At 69.9% G+C, this 16,252-nt stretch carries 16 protein-coding genes; 11 read left to right on the forward strand and 5 right to left on the reverse strand.

What is annotated here, in order from left to right; genetic code table 11:
- The 3 genes from BWR60_RS27530 to BWR60_RS27540 form a co-directional block, all read right to left on the reverse strand.
- Positions 1-906: glycosyltransferase family 4 protein (locus BWR60_RS27530; protein WP_088155030.1), on the reverse strand; the 906-nt coding region annotated here is incomplete at its 3' end.
- A complete protein-coding gene (locus tag BWR60_RS27535) occupies positions 903-2,153 on the reverse strand; it encodes a glycosyltransferase family 4 protein (RefSeq protein ID WP_088155032.1) in 1,251 nt (416 codons plus the stop codon). The genes BWR60_RS27535 and BWR60_RS27530, both read right to left, overlap by 4 nt.
- A 6-nt stretch (positions 2,154-2,159) precedes the next feature.
- A complete protein-coding gene (locus tag BWR60_RS27540; protein ID WP_088155034.1) occupies positions 2,160-3,362 on the reverse strand; it encodes a glycosyltransferase family protein in 1,203 nt (400 codons plus the stop codon).
- Positions 3,363-3,564: 202 nt separating this feature from the next.
- On the opposite strand from BWR60_RS27540, the gene BWR60_RS27545 reads away from it, so the two are divergent.
- Genes BWR60_RS27545 through BWR60_RS27555 form a run of 3 tightly spaced genes read left to right on the forward strand, consistent with a single transcriptional unit; the run spans position 3,565 to position 7,199 of the window.
- Positions 3,565-6,216 carry an ABC transporter transmembrane domain-containing protein gene (locus BWR60_RS27545; RefSeq protein WP_088155036.1) on the forward strand — a complete coding sequence of 884 codons (2,652 nt, stop codon included), beginning with the start codon at positions 3,565-3,567 and terminating at the stop codon, positions 6,214-6,216.
- Between the two features lie 30 nt (positions 6,217-6,246).
- Positions 6,247-6,696, forward strand: a complete 450-nt coding sequence (locus BWR60_RS27550) for a cyclic nucleotide-binding domain-containing protein (RefSeq protein ID WP_034834639.1) — start codon at positions 6,247-6,249, stop codon at positions 6,694-6,696.
- Positions 6,697-6,704: 8 nt separating this feature from the next.
- Complete coding sequence (locus BWR60_RS27555; RefSeq protein ID WP_088155038.1) at positions 6,705-7,199, forward strand: class I SAM-dependent methyltransferase; 495 nt, start codon at positions 6,705-6,707, stop codon at positions 7,197-7,199.
- Positions 7,200-7,273: 74 nt separating this feature from the next.
- Here the strand turns inward: BWR60_RS27555 and xth are convergent, their stop codons facing one another.
- On the reverse strand, positions 7,274-8,068 hold the full coding sequence (gene xth / locus BWR60_RS27560; protein ID WP_088155040.1) for an exodeoxyribonuclease III: 795 nt from the start codon (positions 8,066-8,068) through the stop codon (positions 7,274-7,276).
- Positions 8,069-8,125: 57 nt separating this feature from the next.
- Positions 8,126-9,424, reverse strand: a complete 1,299-nt coding sequence (locus tag BWR60_RS27565) for an MFS transporter (protein ID WP_144445785.1) — start codon at positions 9,422-9,424, stop codon at positions 8,126-8,128.
- Positions 9,425-9,602: 178 nt separating this feature from the next.
- Here BWR60_RS27565 and BWR60_RS38365 point away from each other — a divergent pair, with 178 nt between their 5' ends.
- The 8 genes from BWR60_RS38365 to BWR60_RS27605 all read left to right on the forward strand — a co-directional run bounded on the left by BWR60_RS38365 (position 9,603) and on the right by BWR60_RS27605 (position 16,220).
- On the forward strand, positions 9,603-9,971 hold the full coding sequence (locus tag BWR60_RS38365; protein WP_230983202.1) for an AtpZ/AtpI family protein: 369 nt from the start codon (positions 9,603-9,605) through the stop codon (positions 9,969-9,971).
- A gap of 3 nt (positions 9,972-9,974) precedes the next feature.
- Complete coding sequence (locus BWR60_RS27575) at positions 9,975-10,697, forward strand: F0F1 ATP synthase subunit A (RefSeq protein ID WP_088155044.1); 723 nt, start codon at positions 9,975-9,977, stop codon at positions 10,695-10,697.
- A 62-nt stretch (positions 10,698-10,759) separates the two neighbouring features.
- Positions 10,760-10,987, forward strand: a complete 228-nt coding sequence (locus BWR60_RS27580) for an ATP synthase subunit C family protein (protein WP_034834648.1) — start codon at positions 10,760-10,762, stop codon at positions 10,985-10,987.
- A gap of 82 nt (positions 10,988-11,069) precedes the next feature.
- A complete protein-coding gene (locus BWR60_RS27585; RefSeq protein WP_088155046.1) occupies positions 11,070-11,561 on the forward strand; it encodes a F0F1 ATP synthase subunit B' in 492 nt (163 codons plus the stop codon).
- Entirely contained in the window at positions 11,558-12,130 is a 573-nt protein-coding gene (locus BWR60_RS27590) for a F0F1 ATP synthase subunit B (protein WP_088155048.1), read from the forward strand. Before BWR60_RS27585 ends, BWR60_RS27590 begins: the two co-directional genes overlap by 4 nt.
- A 120-nt stretch (positions 12,131-12,250) precedes the next feature.
- Positions 12,251-14,059, forward strand: coding sequence for a translation elongation factor 4 (lepA, locus tag BWR60_RS27595; RefSeq protein ID WP_088155050.1), 1,809 nt, complete (start codon positions 12,251-12,253; stop codon positions 14,057-14,059).
- 238 nt (positions 14,060-14,297) lie between these two features.
- Positions 14,298-14,609: a hypothetical protein gene (locus BWR60_RS27600; protein ID WP_088155052.1), complete on the forward strand. Its 312-nt coding sequence runs from the start codon at positions 14,298-14,300 to the stop codon at positions 14,607-14,609.
- A 183-nt stretch (positions 14,610-14,792) separates the two neighbouring features.
- Complete coding sequence (locus BWR60_RS27605) at positions 14,793-16,220, forward strand: MFS transporter (RefSeq protein ID WP_088155075.1); 1,428 nt, start codon at positions 14,793-14,795, stop codon at positions 16,218-16,220.
- Positions 16,221-16,252 lie beyond the last annotated feature (32 nt).

The raw sequence follows: 16,252 nt of genomic DNA on the forward strand, positions 1-16,252 counted from the left end.
GCGCAGGATCGCGGCCACGCCGCCACCCGGGCCGCCGGCCGCCCCGGCCACCGCCGGCAGCCCGGCCGCCTGCGCCTCCAGCAGCGCCATGCCGAAGGCCTCGTTGATCGCCGGCCAGACGAACAGGTCGGCCCCGGCCAGCGCCGCCGGCAGCGATTCGGGCGGCAGCGCGCCGCGGAACACGGTGCGGACGGGGTCGAACAGCGGCGCGATCCGCGGCCGGGCCGGGCCGTCGCCGATCACCTCCAGGATCCAGGACCGGCCGCCGAGTCTTCGCAGGGCATCGGCCAGCAGGATGTAGGACCGTTCCTTGTCGCCCTCCCGCATCATGCCGATCGCGATCAGCCGCGGCGGCTCCGCGGTGCGGCGGGGCAGGGCGGCGAAGGGGGCGGCGTCGAGGAAGGGCGGCAGGCGGACGATGCGCTCCGCCGGCACCAGGGCCGACAGGCCGGCCGCGTCCCGGCCGCTGAAGGTGATCAGCGCCGCGGCCCGGCGGATCGCCGCCTCCGCCGCGCGATGCCCGGCGGCCCAGGGCCCCTCGGCCCGGCGCGGCGCATGCGACGCCTCGGCCGCGACATAGGGGATGCCCAGCGCCGCGGCCACCGGCGGCCCCAGCCAGTCCGGCGCCTTGTGGTACAGGTGGTAGGTGAACCAGAGGTCGGGCCGGTCGTCCCCGCCGGCCTGCCAGCGCCGTACCAGCCGGTCGGCGATGCGGGCGCCCAGCGCCTCGATCCGCCCCGGCCGGGCCGGGTCCAGCCCGGAGTCCCAGCTGCGCAGCCGGCTGGCAATTCGCACCTCGTGCCCGCCGCGCCGCAGCGCCTCGATCAAGAGGCGCGCCACGCGCCGGTCGCCCGACGGCACGGGGTGCCCGGGCGGCTTCATCGGCGCGTAGAAGGCGATTCTCATCCGGGTTGCGGCAGGCCGAAGCGGCGGGCCAGCTTGCCCAGGCCGATGGCGAAGCCGAAGTCGCGCCGCACCCGTGCGGCGCCGGCGGCGCCCAGCTTGGCGCGGCGGGCCGGGTCGGCGATCAGGCCGGACAGGGCGTCGGCCGCGGCCGGCATATTGTCCGGCGGCACCAGCACCCCGGTCTCGCCGTCCAGGATCAGCTCCGGGATCGCCGAGACCGAGGTGGCGAGGCAGCACAGCCCGGTGGCCTGCGCCTCCATCAGCACGTTCGGCAGACCGTCGCGGTCGCCGTCGGCGGCGATGCGGGCGGTCAGCACGAACAGGTCGGAGTCGAGCAGCGCCGCCAGCACTGCGTCCTGGGTCAGGGCGCCGCGCCATTCGATCCGGTCGGCCAGGCCCAGATGCTTGGCCTGGGCCCGCAGCTCTTTCAGCAGCGCGCCGCCGCCGATATGGGTCCAGTGCCAGGCTTGGCCGGGCGGCAGCGCGGCGAAGGCGTCCAGCAGCCGGTCGAAGCCCTTCTTCTCCACGGCACGGCCGACCGAGATCAGCCGCACCGGGTCGTTCGGGTCCCGGCCGTCGCGGCGTGGCCGGGCGATCGGGTCGGGGAAGCGGCCGAAATCCAGCCCGTGATGCACCAGCGACACGCGCGCCGGCTCCGGCGCCAGCTGCGCCAGATAGGCGTGGTTGACCGCGGTGCAGGTGGCGGCCCAGCGCACCTCGGCCAGCTTCTCGCGCAACTCCCACTCCGGCGTCGTCCAGATGTCCTTGGCGTGGGCCGAGACGCTCCAGGGCAGGCCGCGGATCAGCGCGGCGTAGCGGCCGACCGAGGCCGGGGTGTGCAGGTAATGGACATAGATCCAGGACGTCTCCGGCGGCAGCTCCTGCGCCAGCACGCAGGCCTGGCCGAAGCGGCGCCAGCGGTTCGGCGTCGGGTCGCGCCGGTAGTCGCGGCGGAAGGCGGCATAGGCGGCGGCGTAGCCGGGCTGGCGCCGGGCCCAGTCGCGCGCCGCCGCCACCCGCGGCTGCTCCTGGTACAAATATTCCGGCAGGTACAGCACCGGCGCGGTGATGCGGCGGTTCAGCTCATGCACCTGGGTGTCGGTCGGGTGGCGCAGCGACACGATCAGCTGGCGCTGGCCCAGCTGCTGCAGGCCCAGGATCTCCTGCGCGATGAAGGTCTCCGACAGCCGCGGATAGCCCTTGACCACGATGGCGGTCAGGCCCTCGCTCTGCACTCTCTCGGTCATGCTGTCTCAGGCCGTCGCGCGGATCGTGGAAGGCGGGTCGATGGCGTCCATGGCCAACCGGTCGACGGCGTCGAGACCGTCGAGCAGGCCGGGCAGGAACCGGGTCGAGGGCAGCGGCTGGTCGGGCAGGGCCCGCAACGCCCGCACCATCACCGCGGGATCCCCCGGCCCGTCCTGGTCGAGCATGCTGACCAGGCCGAGCTCGGCGGCGCGGGAGGCGCGGATATGCTGCTCCAGCCGCGGCCGCACCCGGGGCACCAGCAGCGCCCGCTTGTCGAAGGACAGGATCTCGCAGAAGGTGTTGTAGCCGCCCATGGCGACGACGCCGGCGGCGCGGATCATCAGATGCTCGATCCGGGCGTCGAAGGTGATGACCTCGACATCGTCCAGCTGCGCCGCGCGGGCCATGAACTCGGCCTGACGCTCGCGCTGCATGAACGGTCCCAGCACGATCAGCGCGGCGCAGGGCATCGACCGGTCCAGCTCATAGGCCGACAGCACCCAGTCGACCAGGTCCTCGCCGTCGCCGCCGCCGCCCGGCGTGACCAGGATGTAGGGGTCGCGCAGCGGCGCTGCCTCGGCCGGAACATTGGTCGGCGCCCGCCGGCGCAGATAGCCGGTATAGGTCATGCGGGTGCGTACCGATTCGGGCAGCTCGATGTCCTCCAGCGGGTCGCAGATCTCCGGCAGGCCGTAGATCCACAGCTGGTCGTACAGGCTCTCCAGCGCCGGGACGACGTTCTTGCGCTCCCATTCCGGGGCCAGCAGCGACGGCTCGTCCATCACGTCGCGCAGGCCCAGCACGGTGCGGGTGCCGCGGTCGCGCAGCATCTCCAGCGTCTGCTTGACCTCGCCGCGCAGGCCCAGCGGCTCCTTGTCGACGATGAACAGGTCGGGATCGAAGATCGCCGCCGTGTGCTCGATGATCGAGGCGCGCATGGCCAGCGTCTCCTCGATGTCGATGTGCAGCGACAGCGAGGTGTAGTCGCCGTTGCGCAGCTTGATCACGCCGGGGATGCGGACGAAGTCGACCCGGCTGCGGAAGTCGAAGCTGCCGATGATCGGCGAGCCGGAGAGGATCATCACCGACAGGTCGCTGTGCCGCGCCACCAGCGCATGCGCGATGGTGCGGCAACGGCGCAGATGGCCGAGGCCGAAGCTGTCGTGGCTGTAGATCAGGATGCGGGCCTGAGCGGGGCGCTTCGCCATGCAGCCTTGTCACCTGGAACCGGAACGGGCACGCGGGCGGCGGGTGCCACCCGGCGCGCTTTTAGCACGAAGGCTTCGGACCCGTCATCCTGACCCTTTGCCTTGAATGGCGGCGGATGGTGACCATCGTCACATGCTTTGCGGCATCGAAAGTTCAGGCTATGGTCCGGCCGATGCCCGGCGAGGCTGGACCTGGATCGCGATGGATTCCAATATCTTCAAGTTCATCTTGCGGCACAGCAGCCGCGAGCAGGTCTATATCCTCATCATCACGCTGATTTCGTTTCCTTTTGTCTATTATTCGCTGGATCTGCCGAAGCAGATCGTCAACGGCGCCATCGACGACAAGCATGCGGGTGATTTCCCGAAGGCGGTGTTCGGCTACCAGTTCGACCGGATCGAATACCTGCTGCTGCTGTCGTTCCTGTTCCTGGCGCTGGTGTTCATCAACGGCGGCTTCAAGCTCTACATCAACGTCTACAAGGGCAAGCTGGGCGAACGCATGCTGCGCCGCATGCGCTACGAGCTGTACTGCCGGATCCTGCGCTTCCCGCTGCCGCATTTCCGCAAGACCTCGCAGGGCGAGATGATCCCGATGATCACCTCGGAGGTCGAGCCGCTGGGCGGCTTCATCGGCGACGCCTTCGTCCAGCCGATCTGGTCGGCCGGGACGCTCCTGGTCTACATCTACTTCATCTTCGTCCAGGACCCGATCCTGGGGGCGGCGGCGGTGTCGCTGTATCCGCTGCAGGGCTGGCTGATCCCGCGGCTGCAGAAGCGGGTGAACCAGCTGGGCAAGGAGCGGGTGCGCACCGTGCGCAAGCTGGCGGACCGCATCGGCGAATCCGTGTCCGGCATCACCGACATGCACGCCAATGATGCCACCGCCGTGCATCTGGCGGATTTCTCCGACCGGCTGGGAACGATCTACGACATCCGGTTCGAGATCTACAACCGCAAGTTCTTCATCAAGTTCCTGAACAACTTCATCAACCAGCTGACACCGTTCTTCTTCTATTCGATCGGCGGCTATCTGGTGATCCGCGGCGACATCCAGCTCGGCGCGCTGGTGGCGGTGCTGGCGGCCTACAAGGACCTGGCCTCGCCGTGGAAGGACCTGCTCGACTACTACCAGAGCCAGGCCGACGTCCGGATCAAGTACGAGCAGGTGGTGGAGCAGTTCCAGCCGCCCGAGCTGCTGCCGCTCGAGCGCATCACCGGCGACCAGGTGATCGAGGGCCCGCTGCCGAGGGAGCTCACCTTCTCCGCCGTCGCCTTGGTCGACGACAGCGGCATGACGATGATCGAGGGGCTGACCGCCGCCTTCCCGACCGACGGCCAGGTCGCGGTGGTCGGGGCCGGCGTCGGCAAGGACGAGCTGATGCTGATGATGGCGCGGCTGATCGAGCCGACCAGCGGCAAGATCCGGCTCGGCGACCATGACTACGAGACGCTGAGCGAGGCGGTGATCGGCCGCCGCTTCGCCTATGTCGGCGCGCACAGCTACATGTTCACCGGCACGCTGCGCCAGAACCTGTATTACGGCCTGTGCCACCGGCCGCTGCACGAGGCGCAGTACGACGATGACGGCAAGCGCCGCCGGGCCCGGCGGGCGTCGGAGGCGCAGGCGGCCGGCAACACCGATTTCGACATCAACGCCGACTGGATCGACTACCAGGCTGCAGGTGTTGATGGGCCGGAGGCGCTGCAGGACAAGGCGCTGGAGATCCTGCAGGCCGTCGACATGGAGCAGGACGTCTACCGCATCGGGCTGAACGGCACGATCGACGCCGACAAGGCGCCGGAGATCGCCGACCGGGTGCTGGCGGCGCGCGTCTCGGTGCGCAAGATCCTGGCCGAAAGCGACCTCGGCGACCTGGTCGAGCTGTACGATTCCGACCGTTTCAACAGCTCCGCCTCGGTGGCCGAGAACCTGCTGTTCGGCACGCCGGTCGGTCCGGTCTTCGCCTATGATGCGCTGGCCGAGAACGAGTATGTCCTGTCGGTGCTGCAGCGCACCGGCCTGATGGAGGAGTTCATCCAGGTCGGCGCCCAGATGGCCGAGACCATGGTCGAGCTGTTCGCCGACCTGCCGCCCGGCCACGAGTTCTTCGAGCAGTTCAGCTTCATCGGCTCGGAGGATCTGCCGGAGTTCCAGCCGATCGTGATGCGGGCGAAGAAGGAGGGCACGGCGGCGCTGCGCCCGGCCGACCGCACCCGCCTGCTGTCGCTGCCGTTCAAGCTGGTGCCGTCCCGGCACCGCCTGGGCGTGTTCGAGGCCGACCTGCAGCAGCGGCTGCTCGAGGCCCGCAAGGTGTTCGCGGCCGAGCTGCCGGCGGATCTGCGGCCCTTCATCGAGTTCTTCGACGCCGGGCGCTTCAACGAGGCCGCGTCGCTGCAGGACAACATCCTGTTCGGCAAGATCCGCTATGGCCGGCCGGACGCGGCGGAGCGGGTGCAGACCCTGATCCAGACCGTGGTCGACGAGGTCGAGCTGCGCGACAGCGTCATCGCGGTCGGGCTCGACTTCTCGGTCGGCGTCGCCGGCAGCCGACTGTCGGCGGTGCAGCGGCAGAAGGTCGGGCTGGGCCGGGCGCTGCTCAAGAACGCCGACCTGCTGCTGCTGAACGAGGCCACCTCGGCCCTCGACGGGGTGGCGCAGAGCCGGGTCCACCGCTCGATCCGCGAGCTGCGCGACGGCCGCGGCTTGATCTGGGGCGTGCATCGGCCCAGCATGGCGCGGGAGTTCGCCGACATCGTCGTGGTGCGGCATGGCCGCATCGTCGAGCGCGGCGACTTCCAGACGCTGAACCGCAACGGCAGCGCGCTGCACGAATTGCTGGAAGCGGAGTAGAATGCGAACAGGGAGCTGGAGGACAGATCGGTGAGCCTTGCGGAAGAAGTCGAATTGCTGAAGCGGATCCCGCTTTTCGCCAATATCGACACGTCGAAGCTGAAGCTTCTCGCCTTCACCAGCGAGCGTGTCCGCTTCCCCGCGGGGCAGGTGCTGTGCCGGCAGGGGGAGATCGGCCGCGCCGCCTTCATCATCATCGACGGTGAGGCCGATGTGGTGCTCGAGACCGATGGCGGGCCGCAGACCGTCGCCGGCGTCGGGCGCAACGACTTCGTCGGCGAGATCGCCATCCTCTGCGACGTGCCGCGCACCGCCACGGTGCAGGCGCGCACCGACGTCACCGCCCTCGTCATCGCCAAGGACCAGTTCTTCCGCATGATCACCGAGTTTCCCCAGATGGCGATCGAGATCATGCGCGTCCTGGCGCTGCGTCTCGAACGGACCACCAAGGAAGCGGCCCGCGCCCGGCTGACGGCCTGACCCGGATCGTGAGCCGCCTCGACAGCTTCATCCGCCGGATGCAGGCGCAGCGCACCTGCCTCGACTGGGCCGCGCGCGAGATCGCCGGCCTGCCCGGCGACGTCATGGAACTCGGCCTCGGCAACGGCCGCACCTACGACCATCTGCGCGAGTCCATGCCGGACCGCGCGATCTGGGTGTTCGACCGCCACATCGCCGCCCATCCCGGCTGCATCCCGCCGCGCGACCGCATGGTGCTGGGCGAGGTGCTGGAGACCATGCCGGCCTTCGTCGCGGCGCATCCCGCGGGCATGGCGCTGATCCATGCCGATCTCGGCACCGGCGACGACGTCGCCAACCGGTCGCTGGCGGCGGCGCTGGCGCCGCTGCTCGGCCCGGTGCTGGCGCCGGGCGGCATGGTCGTCGCCAATATCGGCTTCGCCGGCACCGGCTGGGAGGAGCTGCCCGAGCCAGACGGCGTCTCGCCCGGGCGGTACTACCTGTACCGAAGGCCGGCCAAGTAGAAGGCCCTGCTCTTCGCGTTGCCTCTCCCGCAAGCGGGAGAGGCAACGCGAGAAGCCGGCAGCCGTTGTAATCCCTAGATTTCGACGTCGACCACCACCGGGACATGGTCGCTCGGCTTCGGCTCCCAGCCGCGGGCCTCGCGCAGGGTGCGGTGGGCCTTCAGCCCGCCGGCCAGCGGCGGGGTGACCCAGATGTGGTCCAGGCGCCGGCCGCGGTTCGACAGCTCCCAGTCGGCGGCGCGATAGCTCCACCACGTGTACAGCTTCTCCTCCGGCGGCACGAAGGTGCGGGCGCTGTCGACCCAGCCCAGGGTCGACTGCATCGCCCCCAGCTTCTCGACCTCGATCGGGGTGTGGCTGACCACGTCCAAGAGCTGCTTGTGCGACCAGACGTCGTTCTCCAAGGGCGCGATGTTCAGGTCGCCGACCAGGATCATCTTCTGGTCCCGCGTGCGGTTCTGCGGCCACCAGGCCGTCATCTCGTCCAGGAACTGCAGCTTGTGGGCGAACTTCTCGTTCACCGCCGGGTCCGGGATGTCGCCGCCGGCCGGGATGTACAGATTGTGCACCTCGACCCCGTCCGGCAGGCGGATGGCGATGTGGCGGCAATCCTCCTTGCCGCACCAGTGGCGGATCTCGTGGCTCTCGAAGGGCAGGCGGGAGATCACGGCGACGCCGTTGTAGCCCTTCATCCCGGCGATCGCGATGTGGCGGTAGCCGCGGTCGACGAAGGGCTGGTGCGGGAAGCTGTGGTCCGGGGTCTTGGTCTCCTGCAGGCAGACGATGTCGGGCGCCGCCTCGTCGATCAGGCGCAGCACCAGCTCCTGGCGCAGGCGGACGGAGTTGATGTTCCAGGTGGCGATGCGCATGGGGAGCCCTTCGGGAGACGAGGCCGCGACCCTAGAGCAGTTCCGGCCGGGAGGGAATCACCGGCTCTGCTGCGGTGACGGCAAGTCCTCGCAGTCGTCATAGCCCGGCTCGCACTCGGCCTCGTCCTCGGGGCGGATGCGGGGGTCCAGCTCGGCCGGGGCAGGGCTGGAGCCGGCGGCCAGGCCGACGAAATGCTCCGCCTCGCCGGCCGCAACCCGGCCGCGCCGGGCCATGCGCCACAGCACGAATCCGGCGAAGGCCCCGACCAGCACCGTGACATAGACGAAGAGGGCATCCGGCCCGAACCGTTCCATCGCCACCGTCGCCGCCAGGGGCCCGGCGGAGGAGCCGATCGACCACAGGATCAGCAGCGTCCCGGCCAGCGGCACGTAGTCCTGCGGCTTGGCGTGGTCGTTGGCATGGGCGACCGACAGCGGGTAGATCGCCTCGGCCATGCCGCCCCACAGCGCGAACAGCACGATCAGCAGGGTGAAGCTGGCCGCCTCGGCGGCGATGCTGCCGACCGCGGCGACGATGGTGCACAGGGACGCGCCCAGGATCACCCAGCGCCGGTCGATCCGGTCCGACAGCCAGCCCAGCGGCCATTGGCACAAGAGGCCGCCGATCTGGGTCGCCGCCATCAGCGTCGCGATCTCGGCGGTGGAGAAGCCGCGATGCACGCCCCAGACCGGGGCCACGCCCTGCAGCGTCGCCGCCACCAGCCCGACCACGACGCAGCCGACCGCGCCGACCGGCGAGTTGCGGTAGGCCTTGCGCAGGATCGGGCGGATCCGGTGCGGCACGCTGGGGTGGCGCGACCGGGTCAGCGTCACCGGGATCAGCGCCAGGGTGAAGGCGGCGGAGGCCAGGACGAAGGGCAGCACGTCGCGGGTGTCGACCACGGTCAGCAGCGCCTGGCCGGCGCCCAGCGCCAGCATCACCACGACGACGTAGCTGGTCAGGATCCGGCCGCGCAGATGCCGCGGCGTCAGCTCGTTCAGCCAGCTCTCCGCCACCATGAACAGCCCGGCGGAGCAGAAGCCCATGGCCAGGCGCAGCAGGAACCAGCCGGGCAGGCCGACGGTCCAGGGCAGCGCCAGCCCGGCGAGGCAGGAGGCGGCGGCGAAGGCGGAGAAGGCGCGGATATGGCCGACCAGCCGGATCAGCCGGCCGACCACCAGGCAGCCGGCCAGGAAGCCGACGGCGCTGGCGGCGACCACCAGCCCGACCCGGTCGGCCGGCAGCCCGGCCTCGGTCAGCCGGATCGGCACCAGCGTGGCGAAGACGCCCTGGCCGAGCGAGACGATGGTGATGCCGGCGAGGATCGCCGCGACGGCCAGGAGCGGGCTGAGCATGGCCGAGTCTAGCCCGCCGGAGCGGGCCGCCGCCAGCGCCGCCAAAGCGGATTGCCATGCCCGGCGCGAATGCCGCGGCGGCGGCCGGTTTTGTCGCCTTGACGGGACCCCGGAGCGTCACTAAGGTGCGCGCCGCTTGAGGTGGGGGTGGCCGCCGCCCGAAAGGGTGTCCGACGAAGTGACCCAGAACGACCAAAACCCGCCGCCGCTTTCGGATTTCGACCGTCGCCTCAGAGAGGCGAAGGCGAAGCTCCCGGGGGCGGGGCGCGAGAAGGGCGGGGATGATGGGCGCGATGTCGGCCGTGCTGGCATGGCCGCCGGCTTCCGTATCGCGGTGGAGCTGCTCGCCGCGATCGTGGTCGGCGCCGGAATCGGCTGGGGTCTCGACCAATGGCTCGGCACACGGCCCTGGTTGTTGATTCTGTTCTTCATCCTGGGTGCGGTGGCCGGCTTGATGAATGTCTACCGGACCGGCGTCGAGCTGGACCGGGCGGCGAAGGCGAAGCGGGCCGCCGACCAGGCGGAGCGAAACCGGGGCGGGAGATAAGGCGTGGCGTCGCCAACCGAGCAATTCCAGATCGAAAAGATCCTGCACGTCGACATCGGCGGCCTGGATCTCTCCTTCACCAACTCGTCGCTCTTCATGGTGATCGCCGCCGGCATCGCCTCCGCGGTGCTGTTCTTCGGCGGCAGCCGCCGGGCCCTGGTGCCGGGCCGGCTGCAATCCTTCGCGGAGATGCTGTACGAGCTCGTCGCCAACATGATCCGCGAGAATGCGGGCAAGGAGGGGATGCGATACTTCCCCTTCATCTTCACGCTGTTCATCTTCATCCTGTTCGGCAACGTGATCGGGATCATTCCCGGCGCCTTCACTTTCACCAGCCACATCATCGTCACCTTCGCCCTGGCCTTCGTGGTCTTCCTGGGCGTGACGGTGATCGGCTTCGCCCGGCACGGCGCCGGCTACCTGCGGATGTTCTTCCCGCATGGCGCGCCGCTGTGGACCGCGGTGATCCTGGTGCCGGTCGAGCTGATCTCCTACATGTCGCGGCCGATCAGCCTCTCCGTCCGACTTTTCGCCAACATGACGGTCGGCCACGTGCTGCTGAAGGTCATCGGCGGCTTCGTCATCGCGCTGGGCGTCGCGGGCATCATCCCCTTCGCCTTCCTGATCCCGCTGACGCTGCTCGAGCTCTTCATCGCCGTGCTGCAGGCCTACATCTTCACCATTCTCAGCTGCGTCTACCTGCACGACGCGCTGCACCTTCACTGACGGATCGCAAGCCCGCGACCGTTGCGTTCCACCAACAACCCATCCATCCGAAGGAAAAGACCATGGAACTCGTTGCTGCTGCCAAGTTCATCGGCGCGGGCCTCGCTGCGATCGGCATGATTGGCGCCGGCATCGGCGTGGGCAATGTGTGGGCCAGCTACATCGGCGCGCTCGCCCGCAACCCGGCCGCCAAGGAAGAGATCGGCGCCAGCATCTGGATCGGCTTCGCCGTGACGGAAGCCATCGCGCTGTTCGCGCTGATCGTCGCGCTGATCTCGCTGTTCGCCTGACGGTCTCGCTGCCTAACGTCATGGGCCGGCCGCAGCTCTAGAGCTCTAGCGGCCCCGGGGCCGGCCCGGCAGGGGGAGTCAGATGCCACAGTTCAATCCCGAGTGGTTCGCGTCGCAGATCTTCTGGCTCGCGATCGTCTTCATCGCGCTGTACTGGCTGCTGTCGCGCCGGCTGCTGCCGCGGCTGGCCGAGACGATCGACCAGCGCGCCGCGAAGATCGCCGGCGACCTGGAGCGTGCCGAGGCTGCGCGCGGCGAGACCGAGGCGGTCGCCCAGGCCTATGAAGCCGCGCTGGCCAAGGCCCGCGGCGAGGCCCAGGCCGCCATGGCCGCGGCGAACCAGGAGATCGCGGAGCTGACGGCGCGCCGTCAGGCCGCCTTCGCCGCCGAGCTCGCGTCGCGGACCGCCGAGGCCGAGGCCCGGATCGGCAAGATCCGCGCCGACCTCAAGGCCGATGCCCGCGACATCGCCACCGAGGTGGCCGGTGTCCTGGCCGCCAAGCTGACCGGTGCCGCGCCGGACCAGGCCGCGGTGACCGCCGCGGTTGACGGCGCGCTGGGAGGCGCCCGATGAGCGTTCTCGACACCATCGCCAGCCACCTCTTCATCGGCGCGGCCTATGCGGCCGAAGGCGCCGAGGGCGGGGACCATGGCGGCTCCGAGACGGTCGAGCTGATCCTCGCCGCCGCGCTGCTGGTGCTGCTGATCGTGCTGGCGGTCAAGGCCCGCGGATCCATCCTCGGCGTGCTGGACAAGCGCACCGAGAAGATCCGCGAGGATCTGGCCGAGGCGGAGCGGCTGCGCAGCGAGGCGGAGGGCCATCTCGCCCAGGCGCAGGCGCGCCAGCGCGAGGCGGCGGCCGAAGCCGCGGCGATCATCGAGCGGGCCAAGCACGATGCCCAGCGCCATCGCGAGAAGGCGGCCGTGGACATCGAGGAGGCCATGAAGCGGCGCGAGGCCATGGCGCTGGAGCGCATCGCCCAGGCCGAGGCCCAGGCGCTGGCCGAGGTGCGGTCGACCGCCGTCAACGTCGCCGTCTCGGCGGCGCGCGACCTGGTTGGCCGGCAGATCTCGTCCGACCCGGCCAAGGGCTCGGCGCTGCTCGACGAGGCGATCGCGGATCTCGGCGGCAAGCTGCACTGATCCCTGCCGCATCCTGACACGGCCACACCTTGATACGGACGGGCCCGGCTTCGACCGGGCCCTTTCGCTTTGGCCCCGCTGCCCTTATGGTCCGGGCCGTTCACGTCTCCAGGGCATCCGATGAGCACTCCCCAGGACCATATCCGCAACTTCTCGATCATCGCCCATATCGACCATGGCAAATCGACCCTGGCGGACCGGCTGATCGAGCGGTGCGGCGGCATCGAGCAGCGCGAGATGAAGGCGCAGCTGCTCGATTCGATGGATATCGAGCGGGAGCGCGGCATCACCATCAAGGCGCAGACCGTGCGCCTGACCTATGCCGCCCGCGACGGCCAGACCTATCAGCTGAACCTGATGGACACGCCCGGCCATGTCGACTTCGCCTATGAGGTCAGCCGGTCGCTCGCCGCCTGCGAGGGCTCGCTGCTGGTGGTCGACGCCTCGCAGGGCGTCGAGGCGCAGACCCTGGCGAATGTCTACCAGGCGATCGACGCCAACCACGAGGTGGTGCCGGTCCTCAACAAGATCGACCTGCCGGCGGCCGAGCCCGACCGGGTGAAGCAGCAGATCGAGGACGTGATCGGCCTCGACGCGTCGGACGCGGTGCCGATCTCGGCCAAGACCGGCCTCGGCATCGACGACGTGCTGGAGGCGATCGTCCACCGCCTGCCGCCGCCGAAGCAGGCCGACCCGGACGCGCCCTTGAAGGCGCTGCTGATCGACAGCTGGTACGACCCCTATCTCGGCGTCGTCATCCTGGTGCGGGTGGTCGAGGGCACGCTGAAGGTCGGCCAGAAGGTCCGCTTCATGGCCACGGGCGCGGCGCGCGAGCTGGACCGCGTCGGCTACTTCACGCCGAAGGCGGTGCAGGTGCGCGAGCTGGGGCCGGGCGAGGTCGGCTTCGTCACCGCCGGCATCAAGGAGATCGTCGAGACCAAGGTCGGCGACACCATCACCGAGGACCGCCGCCCGGCCGACGCGCCGTTGCCGGGCTTCAAGCCCTCGGTCCCGGTCGTCTGGTGCGGCCTGTTCCCGACCGATTCCGGTGATTTCGAGCGGCTGCGCGACAGCCTGGGCAAGCTCGCCCTCAACGACGCCAGCTTCCATTTCGAGGCCGAGACCTCGGCCGCGCTGGGCTTCGGCTTCCGCTGCGGCTTCCTGGGCCTGCTGCATCTCGAGATCATCCAGGAGCGGCTCGAGCGCGAGTTCGACCTGGACCTGATCACCACCGCGCCGTCGGTGGTGTACAAGCTGCACCTGACCAACGGGTCGGTGATGGACCTGCACAACCCGGCCGACATGCCGGACGTGATGCAGATCGACCGGATCGAGGAGCCCTGGATCAAGGCCACGATCATGCTGCCGGACGAGTATCTCGGCGGCATCCTGCAGCTGTGCACCGAGCGGCGCGGCGAGCAGGTGGAGATGACCTATGTCGGCGGCCGGGCCATGCTGGTCTACCGCCTGCCGCTGAACGAGGTGGTGTTCGACTTCTACGACCGGCTGAAGTCGATCAGCCGCGGCTATGCCAGCTTCGACTACCAGATCGACAGCTATCGCGAGGGCGACCTGGTGAAGCTGTCGATCCTGGTGAACCAGGAGCCGGTGGACGCGCTGGCGATGATCGTGCACCGCAGCCAGGCCGACCGCCGCGGCCGGCATCTGTGCGAGCGGCTGAAGGAGCTGATCCCGAAGCAGCTGTTCAAGATCGCGATCCAGGCGGCGATCGGCGGCAAGGTGATCGCCCGCGAATCGATCTCCGCCCTGCGCAAGGACGTGCTGGCCAAGTGCTATGGCGGCGACGTCAGCCGCAAGCGCAAGCTCCTGGACAAGCAGAAGGAAGGCAAGAAGCGGATGCGCCAGTTCGGCGAGGTCGAGATTCCGCAGAGCGCCTTCATCGCCGCCCTGAAGATGGGGGATCAGTAAGGGGCGGGCCGGAGGGCGAAGGCCCTCGGCTCCGCTCTGACTGCCTTCCCCTCTTCGTCATGGCGAGCCCCGCAGGGGCGTGGCCATCCAGGGCCGCTCGCACTGGCCCCTGGATGGCCACGTCGCTTCGCTCCTCGCCATGACGGTTCGGAGGGTGCGTACGGAACCACTCCCCCGCTTCGCTGTTGCCTTCAGGCATCCCCGTGATGCGCGCCGCAACTCCCGGGAGGGCCCTGTCATGGCGACCGAGATCGAGCCGGTGATCGTCTATGAGGAGGACGGGCGGCAGAAGCTGTTCAGCCGCGCCGACGAGCTGGTGGACTGGCTGGGCTCGCTGTTCCAGACCGTCTCCGACGACCATAGCGTCGAGCATGAGCGGGCCGGGCTGAAGCGCGAGGAGCTGCTCGGCCGCATCGACGCGCTGCTCAAGGACCTCAAGGGCGACATCGCCGCCGGCAAGCCGCGGATCAGCCTGGCCACCCGCAGCGAGGCCGCCGGGCTCGTGGCCGCCTTCCGCACCGTCCATCCGCTGACCGGCAAGCTGCCGTAGGCACCAGCCCGGCTGTCAGGGCATCGCCGCCGGATCCGGCTCGCGCCGGATGCGGCCGAGCCCTTTTGCATCGTCCCGGCTGATACGCCGTCACGGCATTGGTCGCCACCGCCCCCGGCCGCGATGATGCGCCCGCCGGAGGGGGCCGCCGCCGATCCGGAAAAGGTTGCCGAGATGGATGTGATGAGGACGAAGCCAGCGCGCCCCGCGCCGGTGGTGCACCCGGACGGGCTGCCGGTGCCGCGCCGCTACGGCGCGATGCTGACGATGTCGATCGCCATCGCCATGTCGGTGCTGGACATCGCCATCGCCAACACCGCCCTGCCGACCATCGCCGCCGACCTGCAGGCCAGCCCGGCGGCCTCGGTCTGGGTGGTCAACGCCTACCAGCTGGCGCTGGTGATCTCGCTGCTGCCGCTGGCGGCGCTGGGCGAGATCATCGGCTATCGCACCATCTATATCGGCGGGCTGGTGCTGTTCACCATCGCCTCGGTGGTCTGCGCCATGGCCTGGTCGCTGCCCAGCCTGACCGCGGCACGGGTGCTGCAGGGCTTCGGTGCCAGCGGCATCATGAGCGTGAACGCGGCGCTGATCCGCTTCATCTATCCCAACCGGCTGCTGGGCCGCGGCATCGGCTTCAACACGCTGATCGTCGCCATCTTCTCGGCCCTCGGCCCCACCGTCGCGGCCGGCATCCTGGCCGTCGCCTCCTGGCAATGGCTGTTCGCCATCAACCTGCCGCTCGGCGTCATCGCCCTCGCCGTGGCGCTGCCGACCCTGCCGCACACCAGGCGCTCGGGCCACCGCTTCGATGCGGTCAGCGCCGTGCTGAACGCCGGCGCCTTCGGCCTGCTGATCATCGCCATCGGTGAGGCGGCGCATGAGGCGTCGCCGCTCGAGGTCGGGCTGGAGCTGGCCGCCGCCCTGGTGTTCGGCGGGCTGCTGCTGCGCCGGCAGGCGGCCCATCCGGCGCCGATGCTGCCGCTGGACCTGTTCCGGCGGCCGATCTTCGCCCTGTCGGCGGTCACCGCCGCCTGCTCCTTCGCCACCCAGGGCCTGGCCTTCGTGGCGCTGCCCTTCTACTTCCAGACCGTGCTGGGCCGCACCGAGGTCGAGACCGGGCTGCTGATGACCCCCTGGCCCTTGGTGGTGGCGGTGATGGCGCCGATCGCCGGCCGGCTGTCCGACCGCTACGCCGCCGGCATCCTGGGCGGCATCGGCCTGGCCATCCTGTGCGCCGGCATGGTGCTGATGGCGCTGATGCCGGCGCAGCCGAGCGTGTTCGACATCTGCTGGCGCATGGCGCTGTGCGGCTGGGGCTTCGGCTTCTTCCAGGCGCCGAACCAGAAGGCGCTGCTGGCGGCCGCCCCGCCGCACCGCGCCGGCGGCGCCAGCGGCATCGTCGCCCAGGCCCGGCTCCTCGGCCAGACCGTCGGCGCCGCGCTGGTGGCGCTGTGCTTCAGCCTGGCCGGCACCCAGGGCGGCCCGGCGCTGGGCCTCGCGGTCGGCGCGGGCTTTGCCGGTCTGGCCAGCATCGCCAGCTTCCTGCGCCTGATGCATGACGACCCCAGCCGCCGGCCGCAGCCGGTCGACTCGCTGGATCTGCACTGAGCCGGGGACGCCCCGTTGCCGTCAGCGGGGCT

The organism is Inquilinus limosus (genome assembly GCF_002195995.1).
GTDB classification, from domain to species: domain Bacteria; phylum Pseudomonadota; class Alphaproteobacteria; order DSM-16000; family Inquilinaceae; genus Inquilinus; species Inquilinus limosus_C.

Bases quoted from the DNA above. Each gene is read 5' to 3' on its own strand.
- BWR60_RS27605 (WP_088155075.1), top strand. From the start codon at position 14,793: ATGAGGACGAAGCCAGCGCGCCCCGCGCCGGTGGTGCACCCGGACGGG.
- BWR60_RS27590 (WP_088155048.1), top strand. From the start codon at position 11,558: ATGAGCGTTCTCGACACCATCGCCAGCCACCTCTTCATCGGCGCGGCC.
- BWR60_RS27565 (WP_144445785.1), bottom strand. From the start codon at position 9,424: ATGCTCAGCCCGCTCCTGGCCGTCGCGGCGATCCTCGCCGGCATCACC.
- xth (WP_088155040.1), bottom strand. From the start codon at position 8,068: ATGCGCATCGCCACCTGGAACATCAACTCCGTCCGCCTGCGCCAGGAG.
- lepA (WP_088155050.1), top strand. From the start codon at position 12,251: ATGAGCACTCCCCAGGACCATATCCGCAACTTCTCGATCATCGCCCAT.
- BWR60_RS27535 (WP_088155032.1), bottom strand. From the start codon at position 2,153: ATGACCGAGAGAGTGCAGAGCGAGGGCCTGACCGCCATCGTGGTCAAG.
- BWR60_RS27545 (WP_088155036.1), top strand. From the start codon at position 3,565: ATGGATTCCAATATCTTCAAGTTCATCTTGCGGCACAGCAGCCGCGAG.
- BWR60_RS27580 (WP_034834648.1), top strand. From the start codon at position 10,760: ATGGAACTCGTTGCTGCTGCCAAGTTCATCGGCGCGGGCCTCGCTGCG.
- BWR60_RS27585 (WP_088155046.1), top strand. From the start codon at position 11,070: ATGCCACAGTTCAATCCCGAGTGGTTCGCGTCGCAGATCTTCTGGCTC.
- BWR60_RS27600 (WP_088155052.1), top strand. From the start codon at position 14,298: ATGGCGACCGAGATCGAGCCGGTGATCGTCTATGAGGAGGACGGGCGG.
- BWR60_RS27540 (WP_088155034.1), bottom strand. From the start codon at position 3,362: ATGGCGAAGCGCCCCGCTCAGGCCCGCATCCTGATCTACAGCCACGAC.